Below are 18,020 nucleotides of genomic sequence, written 5' to 3' on the forward strand. Positions count from 1 at the left end.
GCGGTCAGGAGGAACAGGATGGCCGCGATGGCCAGCAGATGCGGGCGGCTGGGCCGCCGGTGTGTTTTCTGTTGCATAGGGCAAGGTCGGCAGAGGTGAAGAAAGGAAGAGAAGTTTGCAAGCAATGTATCCCGCTATGATTATTTGTCAAGGCAATTCCAAGAATCATGCTGCGATCATTGCATTTCCCTCACCCTCATCTTCACAATCCTTACCAGCTCCGCCTGCTCGTCCTTCAAACCAAAGACTGCTGCCAGCGCGTCACGCGGCCCGACACCCGCTTCAGCGCAGGGGTGATAGAGGTCAAGCAGCAGCCTGCCGCCGCCGTGCAGCTCCAGCTTTCGGATGAACTCCTTCAGATCAAACTCACGGCTTTTGCCCTTGCGGCTGCGCTCCAGCAGGAATTTTTCCGTGACCTGAAAAGCGGCGATGCAGTCCGCCGCCTGCTCTAAAGCCACACCTTCCGGCAGCAGGCAGTCATAGCTGATGATCTCGTTGACCGGAGCCTTTTTCTTGGCCAAAGCAAGGGCAGTAATTGCCATGAAGCTCGGCAATTGCCGGTTCAGCTCGTCCAGCATCTCTGCCGGGCGGCGGATGGGTTCGGCAAGATCCACCTCGAAGAACTCAATCTCGCTCTCCACGCCAACCGGCAAGGCCGGACTGAAGGAGACCTTGGGCGTGGGATTGAAGCCCTGCGAGAAAAGCACCGGCAGCCCGGCCCGCTGCAAGGCGCGGAAGACGAGGTTGAGCAGCTCCAGATGCCCAATGAAGCGGCCATCGCCAAGGCGGGAGTAATCGGCGCGATAGCGGAAAATGGTCGGCTGACTGTTCTTGTCGCGCTCTTGCTTATGAACCGCAGGCACGGCGCTTGCTGCTGCCTCCTTTGGCGGATTGACTAACGGCCTGATGCTCTTGAAATCGCAGAGGCCGCAGTTCTGGCAGCCCTGATTGCGGCAGTCCGGCGTGTAGGCGCGCTCCATCGCCCGCTCGTATTCGCGCTCCAAGAAACTGCGGTCAACACCGCTGCTGAGGTGATCCCAGGGCAGGACTTCGCTGCGGTCGCGCTGGCGCAGGTAGAATTCCAGATCAATGCCGATGCGTTCCGCCGCCTGCTGCCAGCGGGCCAGCGAGAAATGCTCGTTCCAGCCATCCAGCCGCGCACCGTCCCGCCACGCCTCTTCCAATAAACGCGACAGCCTGCGGTCGCCGCGCGAGAACACGCCTTCAAGCAGGCACTGCTCCGGGTCGTGCCACTTCAGCTTGTAGCCCTTGGGCGGCAGTTTCTTCATCAGCCGCTGGATGCGCTCTTTCGACTCATCCAGCGAAATCTGGCCGCACCACTGGAAGGGCGTGTGCGGCTTCGGCACAAAGGTGGAGACCGAGACGTTGATATCCGCCTTCTTGCCGCTGGCCTCGCGCCGCGCCCGCGCCGCCAAGTCAACTATCGCGTCCACGTCCTCCAGCGTCTCGGTGGGCAGGCCGATCATGAAATAGAACTTGAGCACGCTCCAGCCTGCGTTGAACGCATCGCGGCAGCCAGCGAGCAAGTCCTCTTCCGTAATGCCCTTGTTGATCACCTCGCGCAGGCGGTCAGTGCCTGCTTCCGGCGCGACCGTGAAGCCGGTCTTGCGCACCCGCCTGATCTGGGCGATGACCTCCGGCGTGAGCGTGCCGACCCGCATTGAAGGCAGAGAGATCGAGACGCGCTCTTCGGCGAAACGGTCCATCAGCTTGGTCAGCAGCTCCGGCAGGCAGGAGTAATCGCCGGTGGAGAGCGAGAGCAAGGCCAGCTCGCCAAAGCCGGAGTTCTGAATGCCCTGCTCGGCGAGCTGCATCACCTGCTCGACTGTGCGTTCGCGCACCGGGCGGTAGATCATCCCGGCTTGGCAGAAGCGGCAGCCGCGTGTGCAGCCCCGCGCAATCTCAACGCCAAGGCGGTCATGCACCGGCTTGACCATCGGCACGAGCGGGCGTTCCAGCAGTTCGGTCGGCGGCAGTTGGGAAACAATGCGGCGGCGGATGTGTGTATAGCCCGGCTTGAGCGGGAGGACAGCCTTGAGCTGCTGGCCTTCATACTGCGGCGCGAAAAAGGCTGGGATATATACGCCGGCAATCTCCGCCAGCTTGTGCAGCTTTTCCTGGCGCGAAAGGCTTTCTTTCTTGGCAGCACGCAAGGCCTCCGCAATCTCCAGAATCACTTCCTCGCCGTCGCCCAAGACAATGGCATCAAAGAAATCTGCCAGCGGCTCCGGGTTCATCGAGCAGGAACCGCCGCCGATGACCAAGGGCGCGTCCTCGCCGCGCTCCGCCGCCCGCAGCGGAATCTGCGCCAGATCAAGAATGGTGAGGATGTTGCTGAAGCACAGCTCGTAGGGCAGCGTGATGCCGATGACATCGAATTCCGCCAAGGGCCGCCGCGATTCGAGCGAGAAGAGCGGCACCTTGTGGCGGCGGAGCTGCTCCTCCATGTCGGTGTCCGGGCAGAAGCAGCGTTCAGCGGCCAAGCCCGGCTCGCTGTTGAGGATGTGATACAGTATCTGCAAGCCCTGGTGCGACGTGCCGATTTCGTACAAGTCCGGGAAGACCAGCGCGAAGGCGAGATCAACCGCCGCGTAATCAGGCCGCGCCGCGTGCAGCTCGCCGCCGATATAGCGGCCCGGTTTGCGCACCAAGGGGAGTATGGAGTCGAGGGAAAGGGCGGTGTTCATCGGGTTCTCAAGAGAATGGCACTGCTGTTTCAGAGCGGCAGAACACGCTGCGCGCCCTGCCTGTTCAGAATGCAGCTGCTACCATAGCGGAAGATGGGAGGGAAAGGCAAGGAGATAACTCAAGGCGGCTTTGGCCTGCAAGCTGCGTTGCTGGAGTGGCTTGTCAGGCATCATTCGCATTATGTGGAAGAATATGGCGGCAAGTCCTCCATTCATGCACAGGTTGATCATCGATATAAACATCCGGTTTCGGCAGAAATGCTGAAAACAAGGACTCAATTCCAAGCTCTGCGGCTGAGTTGCGAGCATATTCAGCACCGCCTGAACTCCATAAGTACAGAAAATTTCCTGCCTTATGGAGTGCGCGGATATTCTCGACAACTGAGTGCATTGGAATGCGCTTGGAACCATAAGAACGGATCAGTGTATCATCAACATCAACAAATATTATTCGTCGACACATGAAATATGGCTGATTAAAATTGAATCTGCATTTTTTTTAATTGACCACGTCAACAAGCCATTTTCCAGCATGAAGGCTGCATTCAGCTCTTCTGAAACATCCGCGCCAACGCCTCCGCTGAAGACTGGCGGTCAAGGGCATCATCCAGCGGGGAGATATCATATCTCTTGCATAAGTCGTAATTGCCTGATAATAAACAGCTATGAAAAATGAAAACGTGTGCGTCCTCAGCGGCGTGGATTTCAAAAGAGCAGTCCGAGTTCAACGCGATATTTTCAATATTATGTTGGAGGAAACAAAGAAGAATATAAGAGATTTTGGCCATCCGACAAAATTGAGCCGTAATGATCAGCTTCTCATGACTTTGATGTATTGGCGTAAATGCCGGACTGAATTCCATACATGAGTTTGTTATGGAATCAGTGAATCAGCAGAATGCAGGACGATAAAAAAACGAAGGCACTCTGATTGAATCAGAAATATTTCATCTTCCTGGAGAAAAAGCTGTGTCATGTCGTTCAGCTTTGAAGTCTGCGCTGATTGACGCTTCCGGGCAGCCTGTCGAGCATCCAAAAAAAAGAGTCGGCTCAATTACAGCGGAAAAAATGTTTTACTCAAAAAGTTAAGCATGACAGCACTTATGCAAGAGGTCTAATAGATTATCAATATTTCCAAGATGATTTCCAAGATGAGCAGCTACAGGTTACTTCGTTCCGCATCCATCTTCCGCAATTCCTCCAGAAACGCAGGCAGCAGCTCGGCTTCCGGCAGTTTCTTGAATATCTCGCCCTTCTTGAAGATGATGCCCAAGCCATGACCGCCGGCAATGCCGATGTCTGCTTCCCGTGCCTCGCCGGGACCGTTGACGACGCAGCCCATCACCGCCACTTTGAGGTTCGATTTCATGGTCTGCAAGACCCGCTCCACCTCTTCCGCGAGCGAAAAAAGATCAATCCGGGTGCGGCCGCAGGTTGGACAGGAGATCAGCTCCGGCCCGCGTTCACGAATGCGCAGAGAACGGAGCAGCTCAAAGCCGACCCGCACTTCCTCCAGCGGATCGCGGGTCAAGGAAATGCGGAAGGTGTCGCCGATGCCCTCGGAGAGCAGTATGCCAAGGGCGACGCTGGACTTGACCGTGCCGGCAATCAGGCCGCCCGCTTCGGTCACGCCGAGATGCAATGGATAATCGGTACGTTGCGCCAGCTCGCGGCAGGCGGCGATGGTGGTCAGGGTGTCTGAAGATTTGACGGAAATTTTGATCTCGCTGAAGCCCAGCCGCTCAATGTCCGCTACCTTGTTCAGCGCACTTTCGATCAGGGCGCGGCAGTTGTCCGGGCTGGGATAGCCATATTTCTCCAGCAATTCCTTCTCGATGGAGCCGGAGTTCACGCCGACGCGGATCGCCGCCTTGTGCAGCTTGGCCGCGTCCACCACCCGCGCCAGTTTGTCCGGCCCGCCGAGATTGCCGGGATTGATGCGGATGGCCTGCGCCCCGTTTTCCAAGGACGCAACTGCGAGCCGAGAATCAAAATGAATGTCGGCAATCAGCGGAATCGTGATCTGTTCGCGGATAGCACGAATGGCCGCCGCTGCTTCCATATCCGGCACGGCCACCCGGATGATTTCGCAGCCCGCCTCCTCTAATCCCTTGATCTGGCGGACTGTCGCCTCGGCATCGCGGGTGTCGGTGTTGGTCATGGACTGCACGGTGATCGGCGCGCCGCCGCCAACCGGAGTTTGGCCAATGAAAATTTGTTTGGTCTGTTTGCGCTGGATCATGGAATACCTGCCCTGACAAAAGGTGGTAGGGGCGAAAAATTTTTCGCCCCTACTGCTGCATCACCGCTGCTTTCTTCTTCAAATTCACCTCAGCTTCCGAAGCACGAACATACAGCGGCGCAGCCGCAGCCGGGTCGCTGCTTTCGCCTCGCGCCAGCTTGTCTGCGGCAAGAAAGCCTATTTTCGCCGCGCTGGGACTGCTCAAGGCGGGCGGAATGCAGCGCAGCCCGGCAATGCGCGAGAAAATGTGGTAATATTCGGCCAGCCCCGGCCCGGCAATGACCGCAGGCAGTGCAATCTTCTCCGCCAGCACTTCCGGGCGGACAGCCTCCGCCGGACAAATTTGTCCTTCCGGGCCGTAGCAGGCGGCATACACCTCCTGCTTGCGGGCATCCATGACGCACCAGAGCGGCCCGTCCGCAAGCGGGCAGGACAGCGCGACGGCATCCAAGGTTGGCACGCAGATGAGCGGCTTGGCAGCGGCGAAGACGATGCCTTTTGCTGCGGCCAAGCCGATGCGCAGGCCAGTGAAAGAGCCGGGGCCGATGCTCACGGCTACAGCGGCCAAATCGCGCCAGTCCGCGCCGACCGACTGCATTACCCATTCGACTGAGCCAAGCAGCCGCCGGGAATGCGTGATTTCGGCATGAACAGCGGCCTCGGCGATCAGGCGGCCATCACGTGCGCCGCCGCGAGTCAGCGCGACGCTGCCGCAGCCTGCGGCGGTTTCGATGGAAAGGATGAGAGGAAGGTCGCTCACAGGAAACGATGCACCAGCCGGGCGATGTCGTTGTAGAAAACGAACAGCATCAGCGTGCCGAGCAGAGCCATGCCGACCTGCTGCGCCCGCATCAGGGCTGTTTCACCCATCGGCTTGCGGCGGACTGCTTCGATGCTGAGAAAAACGAGGTGGCCGCCGTCGAGAATCGGTATCGGCAGCAGATTGAGAATGCCAAGGTTGACCGAAAGCAGGCCGGTGAAATGAATCAGATTGATCCAGCCCTCTTTAAGCTGCTCGCCCGCGATTTCAGCGATGCGGATTGGCCCGCCCAGCTCGGAGGCCGGAATCACCCTCTGGATCATTTTGACTATGCCCATGACCGTGAGCACGATCATGCTCCAGGTGTGCTCAAAGGCCAACTTGATTGATTCGGGCAGAGAAACTTTGCTGTACACCACATCCTCGGCGCGGCCCATGCCAAGCAGGTAGCGTTCCTCGGTCGGCTCGCCGAAAATGTTTTTCACCTTGTCGCGCACCGGAGTCGCAGTGATGGTCAATTCCTCGCCGCCGCGCCGGACGCGCAGCTTCAGCTCTTTGCCGCCGGAATCTCTGACAGACGAAGAGACCTGCTCCCAAGAAGTCACTTTATGATCGTTGATGGTCAAAATCAGATCGCCTTTTTTCATACCGGCTTTTTCTGCCGCCGAACCGGATGAAATCATGCCTATTTTTGTGGAATCCACCAAATCAGGCATTCCGGCGAAAGCAAACATCAGCCAGAAGACCAGCACGGCGAAGAGCAAATTGAAGAGCGGGCCGCCGAAAACGATCCAGAAACGCTGGCCTACGCTTTTATGCGCGAAAGAAACCGCCTTGTCCGCTTCAGCGATTTCCTCGCCCGGCTGCTCGCCGTGCATTTTCACATAGCCGCCAAGCGGGAAAGCCGAAATCATATATTCGGTCTCGCCCCATTTTTTGCCGATCAGCTTGTTGCCAAAGCCGAGCGAGAATTGCAGCACCCGCACTTTGAAGAGCTTGGCAAAGAGAAAATGGCCCAGCTCATGCACGAAGATGAGGATGCCAAGGACGAGGACAAAGGAAAGGACAGCGTTCATAACAAAAATATCCTTATGGAAAAAATTTCATTGCAAATTAGCCAGCAGCGGCGATTTACTGACAACATCATCCAGCTCCTGGCGGAAGGCTGGATACCTTTTGTACTGCTGATTTCTTTTCAAATCAAGAAAGGCGGCAGCTTGGCTCCGCTGCTCATGCAGGATCAGGCATTCCATGTAGCCGCCCAAGGCTTCGGCAGCTCTGGCATAGCCTTTCCGATATTTATTGGAGATGATCTGCTCGGCGCGGTCGGCGGAAAGCTGCTCAACAAACTTGAGCCATTGTTCTTTGTGCCACGATCCGACAGAAATTTGCAACAGACGCTGCTGAATTTCTTCAGCGATGAAGGCATTGCTGCCGTAACGTTCGTTTATGTATCTGGTGAAAAGGCTGTGAATTGTCTTGGCCTGTGCATGTCCTTGGCTGAGGACATGCAGTATGCTGACATAAACGGCTCCGGTTGTTCTTTTCTTTTCCGACCAGCCAATGGCCGCCTTTTGATCAATTGCCTCATAGCTTTCTTGCAGTCTTCCTAAGAGCAGCATGATTTTGATCTTGAGGAACGAAAAATCCGGCGGATTTTGCAAAAGAGAAGAAACTGGCTTTTTTTGCTTTGGTGCTGCTTCAAGATACGCAAGTGCCTTGTTTAATTCCATCTCGCTGACCTGCTGCGCATTCGCTTCCCGCAGCAGAGCGGCTAAATTGTCCTCATTCGGCTTGGAAAAAAATTGCTCGCGTCTGCCCTGCAAAATAAGGCTCTTGTCGCCGGTCTGCTCACCGGCCAAGCTCAACTGCGCTGCTGCTTCAGCCCGCAGCGCGTCATGCGGCATGGTGCGCAAAGCCTCGCTCGCGGCTTGGGCCAGTTCGTTCCATGCCGCATTCGTCCGCAGCTGATCCAGCCAGAACAGATAGCCGACTGGAGCCTGCTTTTTGCGCACTTCTTCCGCAAGGCCGGACAGGCCATTCAGCCATTGCACCGCCTCCAGATGCAGAAGTATGCCCCGCCTGCTGACAGCAGCACTCAGATTTTTCCGAAACTGCTTGAGAAAATCATTCCATCCGGCCAGTTCTCCGTCCCGCGCATCAAACACATCCCGGAGCGACGGAAACAGGTTTTCGCTGTTATCAGAGAAATGCTGCCGGTCAACCGCCAATGCCTGCCGCATCCGTTTTGCCCTGTCGGCATCAGGAGCTGTCTCATAGACGCAGCGGCAGTATCTGGATAGAGTCTCCCGCCAGTTTATCTCTAATTCGTCATAGTCAACAGTGTATTGCAGCCCATCGCCATATAAAATCAGATCGGTCAGCTTTTCATACACCTGCTTGGCGGTTTCCAGCTCTCCAGCTAAAAAGAGTTTGTCAGCCTCCGCAATCAGCTGCCGGAAACGCCGCTTCTGCTCTTCAGAAATGCCGGAAAATTCCTCATCATAATTATCTTCCCCCCAATTCCAATCCTGCTCCTGATCCTCGTAATATGATCCGTCGTCGACGGATTCATGCAAGTCAATAATGTCTTGCAGCAATTTCTCCATTTTGGCGAGAATGTCGTCCGCAGTCTTGCTGCCGCCTTGCTTTGTTGCAATAACGCTCAATTTTTCTAAAAAATCTGCCCGTTCTTCGGCAGGAATTTCTTGCGTTGTCTGACATAGCAAATCAATCAGCTCAGTTTTGTTCAGCGCGGCGCAATGCGTCCTGAGCCTTTCAAGAAAGGGCTTCAATGCCAGTGTTTTTCCTTTCATCCGCAGAGCAAGGTGTAAAAACTACACATGAGTTTCTCGTCTTCCCAAGGATTCAGCTATGATTGCTGTCACCAAGGCATTGACGCTGACACCTTCCTGCTGTGCGCAGGCTGATAAACGGTTGTGCAGGCTCTTCGGCAGCCGCTCCACAAGACGGCTGTCCGTACACGGCTCCGGGACAGGATCATTAAATTCCTGCGCGGTTTTTATCCAAGACTCAACAGCATCCATGCCGTTCATGACAGCTTCCTCTATGGTCTCGCCATCAGAAAAGCATCCAGGCAGATCAGGAAAAGAAATCATGAATCCTGAGCCTTCTTCCGTAGAAAGTGGTCGTATCTCAAAAGGATATTTGAAGCGTTCGGCCATGATCTATTCCCCCTCGCCTTCCAAGAGGAGCCGCCGGAATTTTTTATGTAAACCGGTTTGATGGGTCTATGTGCAGGAATGGTGAGCTTTTCGCCGTTTGGATGGCGAAAAGTGATGTGACTGGTGCCGGGCTGCCGCCACTCTATTTTAAATCGTCTGGCGATGTCTTGCAACGTCTCTGTCTGCCAATCATGCGGATTGTTCCGCATTTTAAGCAGCAATTTTTCGAGCTTGCTCATAACGAAATCTGCCGCCGCGCAATCTCTTCCAACGCCAGGTCCCTCGCCTTTTTATCCGCCGCGAGAATCGCCGCCAAATCAAGATCATCACCCGCAACAAACTGCGCCAGCACCGCCTCGACTACCTTTGCAATATCGGTGAAGCTGATTTTGTTGTCAAGGAAGGCGGCCACCGCCACCTCGTTGGCGGCATTCAAAACAGCAGGCTTCACACCGCCTTCTTGCAGCGCGGCAAAGGCCAGATTCAGCGCAGGAAAACGCTCGTAATCCGGCGGCTCGAAACTGAGGCTGCCGCAGGCGGAAAGACTGAGCGGCGACAGGCCGAGATTGAGCCGTTCAGGATAGGACAGCGCGTAGGCAATGGGAATGCGCATGTCGGGAATGCCGAGCTGCGCCACGACCGAGCCGTCAATGTATTCGACCAAGGAATGGACGATGGACTGCGGATGCACCACCACTTGGATGCGCTCCGCCGGGATGTCGAAGAGCCAGCGGGCTTCGATCACCTCCAGCCCCTTGTTCATCAGCGTGGCGGAATCAATCGAAATCTTGCGGCCCATGCTCCAGTTGGGATGCGCCAAGGCTTGGGCAGGCGTGACCTGCGCAAGCTGCTCTTTCGACAGACTGCGGAACGGCCCGCCGGAAGCGGTGAGAATCAGCTTGGCCACGTCATCGCGGCGGCCAGCTTCAAGGGATTGAAAAATCGCGGAATGCTCGGAGTCTATCGGCAGGAGAGCGACATTATGTTTGCGCACCGCCTGCATCACTAGCCGCCCGGCCATGACCAAGGTTTCCTTGTTCGCCAAGCCGATGTCTTTGCCCGCCTCAATCGCGGCCAAGGTGGGCAGCAAACCGACCGCTCCGACCATCGCCGAGATGACCATCTGCGCGGACGGCAGCGTGGCGACTTTCTTAGCCCCCACTTTGCCGCAGAAAATTTTCTCCCGCCACGACGCAGGCAGCAAGTCGACCAACTGCTCTGCGCTCTGCTCATCAGCAACTGAAACACATTCTGGCTGAAATTCCAGCACCTGCACGGCCAGCTCGGTGATGTTTTTTCCGGCGGCTAATCCGGCGATGCGGAAGCGGTCAGGGAAGGCCCGCGCCACGTTCAGCACATTTTTGCCGATGGAGCCGGTGGAGCCGAGCAGGGTCAGCGTTTTCATGCGAAAAATCCCCACGCAAGCAGGGCATAGAGCAACGGCGCGGCAAAAAGCAGGCTGTCGGCGCGGTCAAGCAGACCGCCGTGGCCTTTGAGCATCGTGCCGGAATCTTTGCAGCCTGTGCCGCGCTTGATCACCGATTCGGTCAGATCGCCGACGATGCCGACGGCGGTGAGAAGCACGGAGGCAATGGCCATTTTAAAACAGCTCACTTCCGGCAGCAGGATGCAGCCGAGCAGCACCGCTGCCGCAACTGCCGCCAGCACGCCGCCGATGGCCCCGTTCACGGTTTTTTTCGGGCTGACCGGCTGGCAGAGCTTGCGTTTGCCAAAGGCCCGGCCTGCGTAATAGGCTCCGGTGTCGGAACCAGCTGTAATGACAGTTAGAATCAGCAGCCAGTGGCTGCCATCGGGCAATTCGCGCAGCAGGATGATGAAGGCGCAGCAGAGCGAGACGTAGAAGACGGAAAAGCCCGCGTTGAGCAGGAAGGCGAGCGGATCGGCAAAGGCGGTGTAGAAGAAGATGACCAAGAAGGCGAGGCCGAGCAGGGCGAGATAGCTGCCGGTCAGCACTGCCGCCGGACTGCCTGCGTAAGCGGCCAGCACCGGGCTGAGGCTGGCGGCGATGGCCAGCGTCCGGGTGCCTGAGCCGGGTGTTTTCACCGCCATGCGGAAGAACTCGCGCAGGGCTGCTGCCGCACCGACTGTCATGACAAACCAGAAAATCAACGGCGGGGCAAGGTACAGCAGCAGCACCCACAGCGCGGCCATGAGCAGACCGGGGACAAGGCGGTTCATCTTATGAATACAAATAGTTATTTACAGAATAACGCGTTAGCATTTTTCCATAATAGCAAATGCAGATAATCCGTAAGGAAAACTATGGGATGGCAAAATGAATTTTTCAGCAGAAAAAATGCGATAAAATATTTTATTGATAATATTTGCTGGAACTGTTATTTCGCTGACGATCTTTCCGCCTTTAATTCTTTCAAATATTCTCAAAAAAAGAGCGATTGGAAAAAGAATTGTATTAAAATACCCTGCCCTTATTATTCTTAAACCTGAATTATTTGTTAATTTTTTCAATCTGCCAACTGTGTATCTACGATAATGATGATTTATTCGATCGTGCTCTCCGTAAAGCCATTGATATGCAGGAACAGTAATAAACACCATTCCATTTGATGATAAAAAATTTGATATGTTACTTAACGCAGCCATATCATTCTCGACATGCTCAATCACGTCAAACATACATATTAAATCAAATTTTTCTCCAAAAAAAGGGGTGTTGTCTGGCAAACTTCCTTGACGCAGATTTCCATGGAAAAACTTCCTTGTATAATTCAACGCATAAGAATCAATTTCTGTGGCAGAAACTTGTCCATATTTTTCGAGCAATTTTAAATTAGCACCTGTTCCGCAGCCTATCTCTAATATCTTGCTATTTTCTTTTAATTTTAGTGCATCAAGCATCTGTTCTATAATTAACCTGCGAGCAGAAAACCACCAATGGGTTTCTTGCGCTGCTGCCATTTGTATATAATACTCTGGTTCCATATTAAACGAGCACTTTTTTTGTGATTAAATAGTACATACTGTTATAACAATCAATTACTCTAAACCTGCTCCCCAGTCTTCCCAAACCTCCGCTGCCTGTTGGCGAAAACCTGCAATGCCTCAAAGAACTGCGCCCGGCGGAAATCCGGCCAGCGGGTTTCGGTGAAATACAATTCGGCGTAGGAAAGCTGCCAAAGGAGAAAATTAGAGAGCCGCTGCTCGCCGCTGGTACGGATGAGCAGATCGGGATCGGGCTGCCCGGCGGAATACAGCTGGTTGCTGAACAGCTCCTCGTCAATGGCTTCAGGGGCAAGCTCGCCTGCGGCGCAGCGGCGGCTGACCTCGCGCACCGCCCGCAGCATTTCGGCGCGGGAACCATAGCTGAGAGCCAGATTCAGACGCATTCCCGGCGCGTTGGCGGTCTCGGCAATCACCCGCTCCAGCACCGCCCGCACCTCGTCCGGCAGCCGCTCCTTCTGCCCGAAGCAGTCCAAGCGGATGCCGTTCTTCTTCATCGTCTCCAGCTCGGCCAGCAGGAAGGTCTTGAGCAGGGCCATCAGCCCCTTGACCTCCAAACCTGGCCGCTGCCAGTTCTCGGTGGAAAATGCGTACAGCGTCAGATGGCGGATGCCGATTTCGCGGGCGGCCTCGACAATCACCCGCACCGACTCCACCCCGGCCCTGTGGCCGAAAAGCCGGGGCTGATGCCGCTCTTTGGCCCAGCGGCCATTGCCGTCCATGATGATCGCGACATGGACGGGCAGCGGCTGAATGACCGGCGGGGTGGTCATACCTCCATGACCTCTTTTTCTTTGCCCGCAGCTATCGCGTCAATCTGCTTGATAAAATCGTCGGTGATCTTCTGCACCTCGCCTTGGTGCCGCTCCATATCGTCTTCCGAGATTTCCTTGTCGGTCTTCTGTTTTTTGAGAACATCATTGGCCTTGTGGCGGTCGCCACGGACTCCGACCTTGAATTCCTCGGCGATCTTTTTCACCTGCTTAACCAAGTCCTTGCGCCGCTCCTCAGTGAGCTGCGGGATAGGCAGGCGGATCACTTTGCCGTCACTGGAAGGAGTCAGGCCGATGTCGGACGCAAGAATAGCCTTCTCAATCATCGGCAACATCTGCGGATCCCACGGCTGAATGGCGATCATCCGGGGTTCAGGAATAGTCATGGCCGCAACCTGATTGAGCGGCATTTTCGAGCCATAGGCATCAACGCGGATGCCGTCGAGCAGAGACAGCGAGGCACGGCCCGTGCGGATTTTGGTCAGATCGCGTTTCAGCGCGTCAATCCGGGCGGCCATTTTTGATTTGGCTTCATCAACAACAGAATTTCCCATGATGTTTTTCCATTGCGGTAAGATGTCAGGTGGAAACAAATACATTTTTGATTTCTTTTAGTATTTCAAATCATTCCGCAAAAATACTATTCTACCCCCCTCATTCAGTAGATTGAATTTTCTTCTGATATTCAATCGCTTCAGAAATTTTCCCAAGAAAATCTGACCAGTTTCTACAATCACATGCTATCTGTTTAAGCTCATCTATCTCGATATCCCAACTTCTTGCCGCCTTTAACCAATCTAATGCTTTGTGATTATCGAAATAACCGCATCTGTTCCTCGCTATGCCTCTAATATAATAGATATCTTTCAAATCAGGATTTTCTTTACTGTCTTGCTCAACTCTACAAATCCCTGGTATTTTAGCAAACGCTTCTTCCCAAGACTCTGAAGTTACACTGCCATTGTCATTAAATTTCAAATAAGATTCAGCTGCAATATCCATTGCGGACATAATTTCATCAAGTGAAAATTTTCTAAGCCACTTTTTGATATTTTGCTGACCATTATCGTTTACTATATAACCTGGAGCAAGTTTGTGCCAAAAATCACATAATCTATCTAAAATATCTTGATTTAAATCTCTTAGCCCCTCCTTCCACTCCATCATCATTTCCAACTGTTCACGACGATCTTGTAGCTCCTCCATTTGCTCCCTTGTTTTTGAAACAACAGCATTATCATCAAGCGTTTTGTCACTTTTTCCAAGATTACAAGAAATGCATGATGTGACTAAATTTAACAGATCATTATTTCCGCCTTTAGAAACTGGCTTTATATGATCAACATGCAAGACAACTTCTGGTGCTTTCGCTCCACAATATTGACATTTAAAAGAATCTCGTTTAAAGACTTCAAAACGCGTCTTCTTTGTTATCGGCTTTCGTTCTTGTTTCTTAGCTGTCATAATATATCACATCATAAATTAACCGCTCACGCCACAATCAACGTCCCCACCTGCTCCCCAGCCGCAGCGCGGGCGATGTTTCCTTCCTTCTTCATATTGAAGACCAGCACCGGCAGATTGTTGTCACGGGCGAGAGAAATGCCAGCAGCATCCATGACGCGGAGCTGATCCTGTAAAACCTTGGTGTAGGTCAGGCGGTCAAAGCGCACCGCGTTTTTGTCTTTCTCCGGGTCGCGGTCATACACGCCGTCCACCCGCGTGGCTTTCATCATCACATCCGCGCCGATCTCCAGAGCGCGCAAAACGCCGCCGGTGTCGGTGGTGAAATAAGGATTGCCCGTGCCTGCGGCGAAGATCACCACCCTGCCCTGTTCCAGATGCGCCAAAGCTCCGGCGCGGGTGTACGGCTCGCAGACATTCTGCATGGCAATGGCCGACAGCACCCGGCAGGGTACGCCGATCCGCTCCAGCCCGTCCTGCATGGCCAAGGCGTTGAGCACCGTGGCCAGCATTCCCATGTTGTCGGCGACAGCGCGGTTCATGCCGCCTGCGGCCCCGGCCACGCCCCGGAAGATGTTGCCCGCGCCGATGACCAATCCGAGCTGCACGCCCTGCTCATGCACCGTTTTAATCTCCTGCGCAACAAACAGAATCATCGCCGGGCTGATGCCGTAGGCACCGTCGCCCATCAGGGCTTCACCGCTGATCTTGAGAAGAATGCGCTTACACTGCATGGTCTTGAAATCTCCGTCGGATGTGGGAACTGGAAAGGGCGCGGGCCGCAGGACACAGCGCATCCGCCCCGGCTGCCGCAGGCCGGGGACTTGTTCTTTTTAGGCGCCGAGCTGATAGCGGGCGAAGCGTTTCACGGTGATATTCTCACCCATCTTGGCGACCAGCTCGTTGAGCAGGTCTTGAATCGAGACATCGGGATTTTTGACGAACTTCTGCTCCAGCAGGCAGTTCTCGGCCACAAACTTGTCGATTTTGCCGTCAACGATCTTGGCGACGATGTTCTCCGGCTTGGATTTGCCGGTCTTGGCCTCTTCCTCTTTGATCTGGCTGATGTACACGTCTCGCTCGCGGGCGATCATCTCCTGCGGCATGTCCTCGCGGCGGATGGCCACCGGATTTGTGGCGGCGATGTGCATGGCCACATCTTTGGCAAAGGCTTTGAACTGATCGGTCTTGGCGACAAAATCCGTTTCGCAGCCGACCTCGACCATCACGCCGAGCTTGCCGACACCGTGCACGTAGCACTCAATCACGCCTTCAGAGGTGGCGCGGCCTGAGCGTTTCGCGGCCACGGCCAAGCCCTTCTGGCGGAGAAAGTCAACCGCCTTCTCCATGTCGCCGCCGGTCTCGGCCAGCGCCTTTTTGCAGTCCATCATGCCCGCGTTGGTCTTCTCGCGCAGCTCTTTGACCATCTGGCTGGTGATTTCCATTCGTGTCTCCTCAAAAATAAATCATCCGGGACAGTGTGCCCGGCTCAGTCGTTATATGAAAAGGGCGGCTGCAAGAGCCGCCCTTCTGCGCTGCAATCAGACAGCAGGCTCGGCAAAGGCAGTGGCGGTCATCGCCGCCTCCAGCTCGTCGATGTTGCTCGGAATAGCCTCGCCGGCAACGCCTCTGCCCTCAATGACAGCCTCGGCAGCCTGTCCAGCGATCAGCCGCACGGCACGGATCGCGTCGTCGTTGCCAGGAATCAGGTAGTCAACGCCGTCCGGGTTGCAGTTGGTGTCGGTCAGGGCGACGACAGGAATGCCCAGCTTCCGCGCCTCGTCCACCGCGATCTCCTCCTTGCGGGGATCAATAATAAAGAGCACGTCCGGCAACTTGCGCATGTCTTTGATGCCGCCGACGTTGCGCTCCAGCTTGATCCGCTCCTTCTCCATCAGCAGTATCTCGTGCTTGGGGAAACGGTTGATGCTGCCATCCTTCTGCATGGCCTCGATCTTCTTCAGACGGTCGACCGAATTTTTGATGGTCTGGAAGTTGGTCATCATGCCGCCGAGCCAGCGGTGATTGACATAGGGCATGCCGCAGCGCGCGGCCTCTTCCTTGATCACCGCCTGCGACTGACGCTTGGTGCCGACAAAGAGGATGGTGCCGCCGTTGGCCGCCACATCGGTCAGATAGGCGCAGGCCTTGCGGAACATCCGCATGGTCGCGTCAAGGTTGATGATGTAGATGCCGTTGCGCGGGCCGTAGATGAACGGTTTCATCTTCGGGTTCCAGCGTCTGGTCTGATGTCCGAAATGCAGACCGGCCTCAAGCATCTGCCGCATGGTGACTTGCACTGCCATTATTGCTCCTTTCCTGCTTTATGGTTGTTCCTCCACTCCACGTCCGATTCCAGTCATGGAACACCAAGGGACACTGACGGAGTGTGCGTGATGAGCCGCCGCAACGGCGCGGCGGCAATGCTGCCCTGCTTTCTTACCATAACGACTGAAGAACAGCAAGAACATCCTGTTGCGATGCGGCAAGGAAAAAATGCGCCGCCGGTGCCGGAGGCTCCTCCAGCTTCCTTTTTCGCTTGATAGAGTTTGCATGGTTGCGTTGCGGCGCCGTCTCTCAGGAAGGCGGGGAGTTCAGAGCGGGCCGCGCCGCTGCAAGCGCAGGCGGTAAACCGTGCTTTTCAGATAGCGGAAGAAGCTGAAACGGATTGGATTCAGCTCGTCCGGCACGACAAATCCTGCTGTCCGCAGCTCGGCAGGCGCAGCCAGCGGGAAGGAAAGCTGCTCCAGCCGCGCTCCCGGCATATCAGCACGTCTGCAGGCGGCCATGACCGGACTCCGCTCTGGAGCAAGGGCAATGATTTCGTGCAGCGCGGCATCCATCGCCACAGGAGTATTGGCCGCGCCGACTAAGCCAAGCGGATATGGCTCGCCCCGGAGCGGGCCGGTCATGTGCATGGCCGTCACGCCGTCTAGCACGGTCAGAATCGGCGGCAGCAGCGCAGGAAGCTGCGCCAGACGGTCGCTGAAATCGCCCTGCGGCCCGCCGTGGCGCATGTGCCACCACGATTTGCGCAGCCCAACCACGCAGCCGAAACAATTTTTCACCGCCAGCGTGACCCGCGTCTGCGCATGGGCTTTCACTCGCGGCAGATTGACGAGCAGATCGCAGTCCAAGGCGGCTTCCGCCAGCACTGCACTGCCGCCGTTAGGCAGCCGCAGCTTCCGTCCGCTGCTGAAATTTGTGCTGGCCACGCCACAAGCGGCCAGCTCATCGGCAATGCCCAGCATCCGCAGGGCCATCGCCGCCGTGCCGAAGGCGGGCGAATCACCGATGCTGACTCGCGCTCCCTGCGCCAGCAGCCAGCGGGCGACCGCAAGGATGAACGCGCCTTCCGTGCAGGCCAGCGGCCCGTGTTTGGCGGAAATCAAGTTCGGCTTGAGGAGAACATGCGCAGCACGCAGATTTGGCAGTGCAACCGCGCCTAAAACCCGCGCAATGCTTGCATCAAGCTCTGGCTGCGTGTAACTGCCGCAGCGTGTCAAGGCGACAGGTGTCATTGCCGTCGTCCCTCAATCTTGACTACTTCGGCCAAAGGTATTGCAGTGATCTTGCGTAATTCCGTCAACACAAACATGCCATTGCGAATTTCTGGATATTTTCTGCAAAGTATCTGCTTGCCGCTTTTAAGATGGAGGATGCAGGCGGCATTCTTCTTGCTGTTTTTTTCCTGCTTCACCTCTGCTGCTGCGTTCTGCCGTGCATGAACATCAACCTGCTGCGCTGTTTTGTGCTGCTGAGTGACATTTTTCTGCGATATAAGAAAAATCAGCAGGAGAAACGTTCCGCTGCAAAAGAACACGCCAAGAAGCAGCAGTGGGTTAGCTGATTTTCGCGGCGCAATATTTTTTTGGCCTATCAGAGCAGGTTGCGCCATCCTCTGGA

21 protein-coding genes are annotated in these 18,020 nt (G+C 55.4%); 2 read left to right on the plus strand and 19 right to left on the minus strand.

Translation table 11 applies throughout. The annotated features are described in order from the left end of the window. Positions 1–176 precede the first annotated feature (176 nt). The 17 genes from ACNKH6_RS01985 to rpsB form a co-directional block, all read right to left on the minus strand. Positions 177–2,708, minus strand: coding sequence for a TIGR03960 family B12-binding radical SAM protein (locus tag ACNKH6_RS01985; RefSeq protein WP_417913867.1), 2,532 nt, complete (start codon positions 2,706–2,708; stop codon positions 177–179). A 163-nt stretch (positions 2,709–2,871) separates the two neighbouring features. Beyond that, complete coding sequence (locus tag ACNKH6_RS01990) at positions 2,872–3,171, minus strand: DUF705 domain-containing protein (RefSeq protein ID WP_417913868.1); 300 nt, start codon at positions 3,169–3,171, stop codon at positions 2,872–2,874. A 696-nt stretch (positions 3,172–3,867) separates the two neighbouring features. Further along, complete coding sequence (ispG, locus tag ACNKH6_RS01995; RefSeq protein ID WP_417913869.1) at positions 3,868–4,950, minus strand: flavodoxin-dependent (E)-4-hydroxy-3-methylbut-2-enyl-diphosphate synthase; 1,083 nt, start codon at positions 4,948–4,950, stop codon at positions 3,868–3,870. Positions 4,951–4,999: 49 nt separating this feature from the next. Then, positions 5,000–5,710: a tRNA (adenosine(37)-N6)-threonylcarbamoyltransferase complex dimerization subunit type 1 TsaB gene (gene tsaB / locus ACNKH6_RS02000; RefSeq protein ID WP_417913870.1), complete on the minus strand. Its 711-nt coding sequence runs from the start codon at positions 5,708–5,710 to the stop codon at positions 5,000–5,002. Further along, positions 5,707–6,786, minus strand: a complete 1,080-nt coding sequence (gene rseP / locus ACNKH6_RS02005) for an RIP metalloprotease RseP (RefSeq protein ID WP_417913871.1) — start codon at positions 6,784–6,786, stop codon at positions 5,707–5,709. The genes tsaB and rseP overlap by 4 nt, the downstream gene beginning before the upstream one ends. A 27-nt stretch (positions 6,787–6,813) precedes the next feature. Next, positions 6,814–8,379 (minus strand): hypothetical protein, encoded by a 1,566-nt coding sequence (locus ACNKH6_RS02010; RefSeq protein ID WP_417913872.1) that lies wholly within the window; start codon positions 8,377–8,379, stop codon positions 6,814–6,816. 168 nt (positions 8,380–8,547) lie between these two features. Next, on the minus strand, positions 8,548–8,895 hold the full coding sequence (locus ACNKH6_RS02015) for a type II toxin-antitoxin system HicB family antitoxin (protein ID WP_417913873.1): 348 nt from the start codon (positions 8,893–8,895) through the stop codon (positions 8,548–8,550). Continuing rightward, complete coding sequence (locus ACNKH6_RS02020; RefSeq protein WP_417913906.1) at positions 8,826–9,134, minus strand: hypothetical protein; 309 nt, start codon at positions 9,132–9,134, stop codon at positions 8,826–8,828. The genes ACNKH6_RS02015 and ACNKH6_RS02020 overlap by 70 nt, the downstream gene beginning before the upstream one ends. Continuing rightward, complete coding sequence (locus ACNKH6_RS02025) at positions 9,131–10,300, minus strand: 1-deoxy-D-xylulose-5-phosphate reductoisomerase (RefSeq protein ID WP_417913874.1); 1,170 nt, start codon at positions 10,298–10,300, stop codon at positions 9,131–9,133. Before ACNKH6_RS02025 ends, ACNKH6_RS02020 begins: the two co-directional genes overlap by 4 nt. Continuing rightward, positions 10,297–11,094 carry a phosphatidate cytidylyltransferase gene (locus tag ACNKH6_RS02030; RefSeq protein ID WP_417913875.1) on the minus strand — a complete coding sequence of 266 codons (798 nt, stop codon included), beginning with the start codon at positions 11,092–11,094 and terminating at the stop codon, positions 10,297–10,299. Before ACNKH6_RS02030 ends, ACNKH6_RS02025 begins: the two co-directional genes overlap by 4 nt. A 36-nt stretch (positions 11,095–11,130) precedes the next feature. Then, entirely contained in the window at positions 11,131–11,859 is a 729-nt protein-coding gene (locus ACNKH6_RS02035; protein WP_417913876.1) for a class I SAM-dependent methyltransferase, read from the minus strand. Positions 11,860–11,918: 59 nt separating this feature from the next. Then, positions 11,919–12,650 (minus strand): isoprenyl transferase, encoded by a 732-nt coding sequence (locus ACNKH6_RS02040; protein WP_417913877.1) that lies wholly within the window; start codon positions 12,648–12,650, stop codon positions 11,919–11,921. Beyond that, a complete protein-coding gene (gene frr / locus ACNKH6_RS02045; RefSeq protein WP_417913878.1) occupies positions 12,647–13,204 on the minus strand; it encodes a ribosome recycling factor in 558 nt (185 codons plus the stop codon). The genes ACNKH6_RS02040 and frr overlap by 4 nt, the downstream gene beginning before the upstream one ends. Before the next feature lie 100 nt (positions 13,205–13,304). Then, positions 13,305–14,114 (minus strand): HNH endonuclease, encoded by an 810-nt coding sequence (locus ACNKH6_RS02050; protein WP_417913879.1) that lies wholly within the window; start codon positions 14,112–14,114, stop codon positions 13,305–13,307. Positions 14,115–14,140: 26 nt separating this feature from the next. Further along, a complete protein-coding gene (gene pyrH, locus ACNKH6_RS02055) occupies positions 14,141–14,848 on the minus strand; it encodes a UMP kinase (RefSeq protein WP_417913880.1) in 708 nt (235 codons plus the stop codon). A gap of 99 nt (positions 14,849–14,947) precedes the next feature. Beyond that, positions 14,948–15,559, minus strand: coding sequence for a translation elongation factor Ts (tsf, locus tag ACNKH6_RS02060; protein WP_417913881.1), 612 nt, complete (start codon positions 15,557–15,559; stop codon positions 14,948–14,950). Positions 15,560–15,655: 96 nt separating this feature from the next. Beyond that, entirely contained in the window at positions 15,656–16,420 is a 765-nt protein-coding gene (gene rpsB / locus ACNKH6_RS02065; protein WP_417913882.1) for a 30S ribosomal protein S2, read from the minus strand. Positions 16,421–16,510: 90 nt separating this feature from the next. Between rpsB and ACNKH6_RS02070 the strand changes: the two genes are divergently transcribed. Beyond that, the gene (locus tag ACNKH6_RS02070; protein ID WP_417913883.1) at positions 16,511–16,657 is read left to right on the plus strand and encodes a hypothetical protein; all 147 of its coding nucleotides are present in this window, start codon (positions 16,511–16,513) and stop codon (positions 16,655–16,657) included. Positions 16,658–16,708: 51 nt separating this feature from the next. Here the strand turns inward: ACNKH6_RS02070 and ACNKH6_RS02075 are convergent, their stop codons facing one another. Next, the gene (locus ACNKH6_RS02075; protein WP_417913884.1) at positions 16,709–17,635 is read right to left on the minus strand and encodes a DUF362 domain-containing protein; all 927 of its coding nucleotides are present in this window, start codon (positions 17,633–17,635) and stop codon (positions 16,709–16,711) included. Beyond that, complete coding sequence (locus tag ACNKH6_RS02080; RefSeq protein ID WP_417913885.1) at positions 17,632–17,814, minus strand: hypothetical protein; 183 nt, start codon at positions 17,812–17,814, stop codon at positions 17,632–17,634. Before ACNKH6_RS02080 ends, ACNKH6_RS02075 begins: the two co-directional genes overlap by 4 nt. A 24-nt stretch (positions 17,815–17,838) precedes the next feature. Between ACNKH6_RS02080 and ACNKH6_RS02085 the strand changes: the two genes are divergently transcribed. After that, complete coding sequence (locus ACNKH6_RS02085; RefSeq protein WP_417913886.1) at positions 17,839–17,964, plus strand: hypothetical protein; 126 nt, start codon at positions 17,839–17,841, stop codon at positions 17,962–17,964. The last annotated feature ends 56 nt before the right edge of the window (positions 17,965–18,020 follow it).

This window comes from Candidatus Electronema sp. JM (assembly GCF_048287415.1).
In the GTDB taxonomy this organism is placed as follows: Bacteria; Desulfobacterota; Desulfobulbia; order Desulfobulbales; family Desulfobulbaceae; genus Electronema.

Excerpts from the sequence above, each read along its gene's own strand:
- ACNKH6_RS01985 (WP_417913867.1), bottom strand. The coding sequence starts at position 2,708 with ATGAACACCGCCCTTTCCCTCGACTCCATACTCCCCTTGGTGCGCAAA.
- ACNKH6_RS01990 (WP_417913868.1), bottom strand. The coding sequence starts at position 3,171 with ATGTGTCGACGAATAATATTTGTTGATGTTGATGATACACTGATCCGT.
- ispG (WP_417913869.1), bottom strand. The coding sequence starts at position 4,950 with ATGATCCAGCGCAAACAGACCAAACAAATTTTCATTGGCCAAACTCCG.
- rseP (WP_417913871.1), bottom strand. The coding sequence starts at position 6,786 with ATGAACGCTGTCCTTTCCTTTGTCCTCGTCCTTGGCATCCTCATCTTC.
- ACNKH6_RS02015 (WP_417913873.1), bottom strand. The coding sequence starts at position 8,895 with ATGGCCGAACGCTTCAAATATCCTTTTGAGATACGACCACTTTCTACG.
- ACNKH6_RS02020 (WP_417913906.1), bottom strand. The coding sequence starts at position 9,134 with ATGAGCAAGCTCGAAAAATTGCTGCTTAAAATGCGGAACAATCCGCAT.
- ACNKH6_RS02025 (WP_417913874.1), bottom strand. The coding sequence starts at position 10,300 with ATGAAAACGCTGACCCTGCTCGGCTCCACCGGCTCCATCGGCAAAAAT.
- ACNKH6_RS02030 (WP_417913875.1), bottom strand. The coding sequence starts at position 11,094 with ATGAACCGCCTTGTCCCCGGTCTGCTCATGGCCGCGCTGTGGGTGCTG.
- ACNKH6_RS02035 (WP_417913876.1), bottom strand. The coding sequence starts at position 11,859 with ATGGAACCAGAGTATTATATACAAATGGCAGCAGCGCAAGAAACCCAT.
- ACNKH6_RS02040 (WP_417913877.1), bottom strand. The coding sequence starts at position 12,650 with ATGACCACCCCGCCGGTCATTCAGCCGCTGCCCGTCCATGTCGCGATC.
- frr (WP_417913878.1), bottom strand. The coding sequence starts at position 13,204 with ATGGGAAATTCTGTTGTTGATGAAGCCAAATCAAAAATGGCCGCCCGG.
- ACNKH6_RS02050 (WP_417913879.1), bottom strand. The coding sequence starts at position 14,114 with ATGACAGCTAAGAAACAAGAACGAAAGCCGATAACAAAGAAGACGCGT.
- pyrH (WP_417913880.1), bottom strand. The coding sequence starts at position 14,848 with ATGCAGTGTAAGCGCATTCTTCTCAAGATCAGCGGTGAAGCCCTGATG.
- tsf (WP_417913881.1), bottom strand. The coding sequence starts at position 15,559 with ATGGAAATCACCAGCCAGATGGTCAAAGAGCTGCGCGAGAAGACCAAC.
- rpsB (WP_417913882.1), bottom strand. The coding sequence starts at position 16,420 with ATGGCAGTGCAAGTCACCATGCGGCAGATGCTTGAGGCCGGTCTGCAT.
- ACNKH6_RS02070 (WP_417913883.1), top strand. The coding sequence starts at position 16,511 with ATGAGCCGCCGCAACGGCGCGGCGGCAATGCTGCCCTGCTTTCTTACC.
- ACNKH6_RS02075 (WP_417913884.1), bottom strand. The coding sequence starts at position 17,635 with ATGACACCTGTCGCCTTGACACGCTGCGGCAGTTACACGCAGCCAGAG.
- ACNKH6_RS02085 (WP_417913886.1), top strand. The coding sequence starts at position 17,839 with ATGAACATCAACCTGCTGCGCTGTTTTGTGCTGCTGAGTGACATTTTT.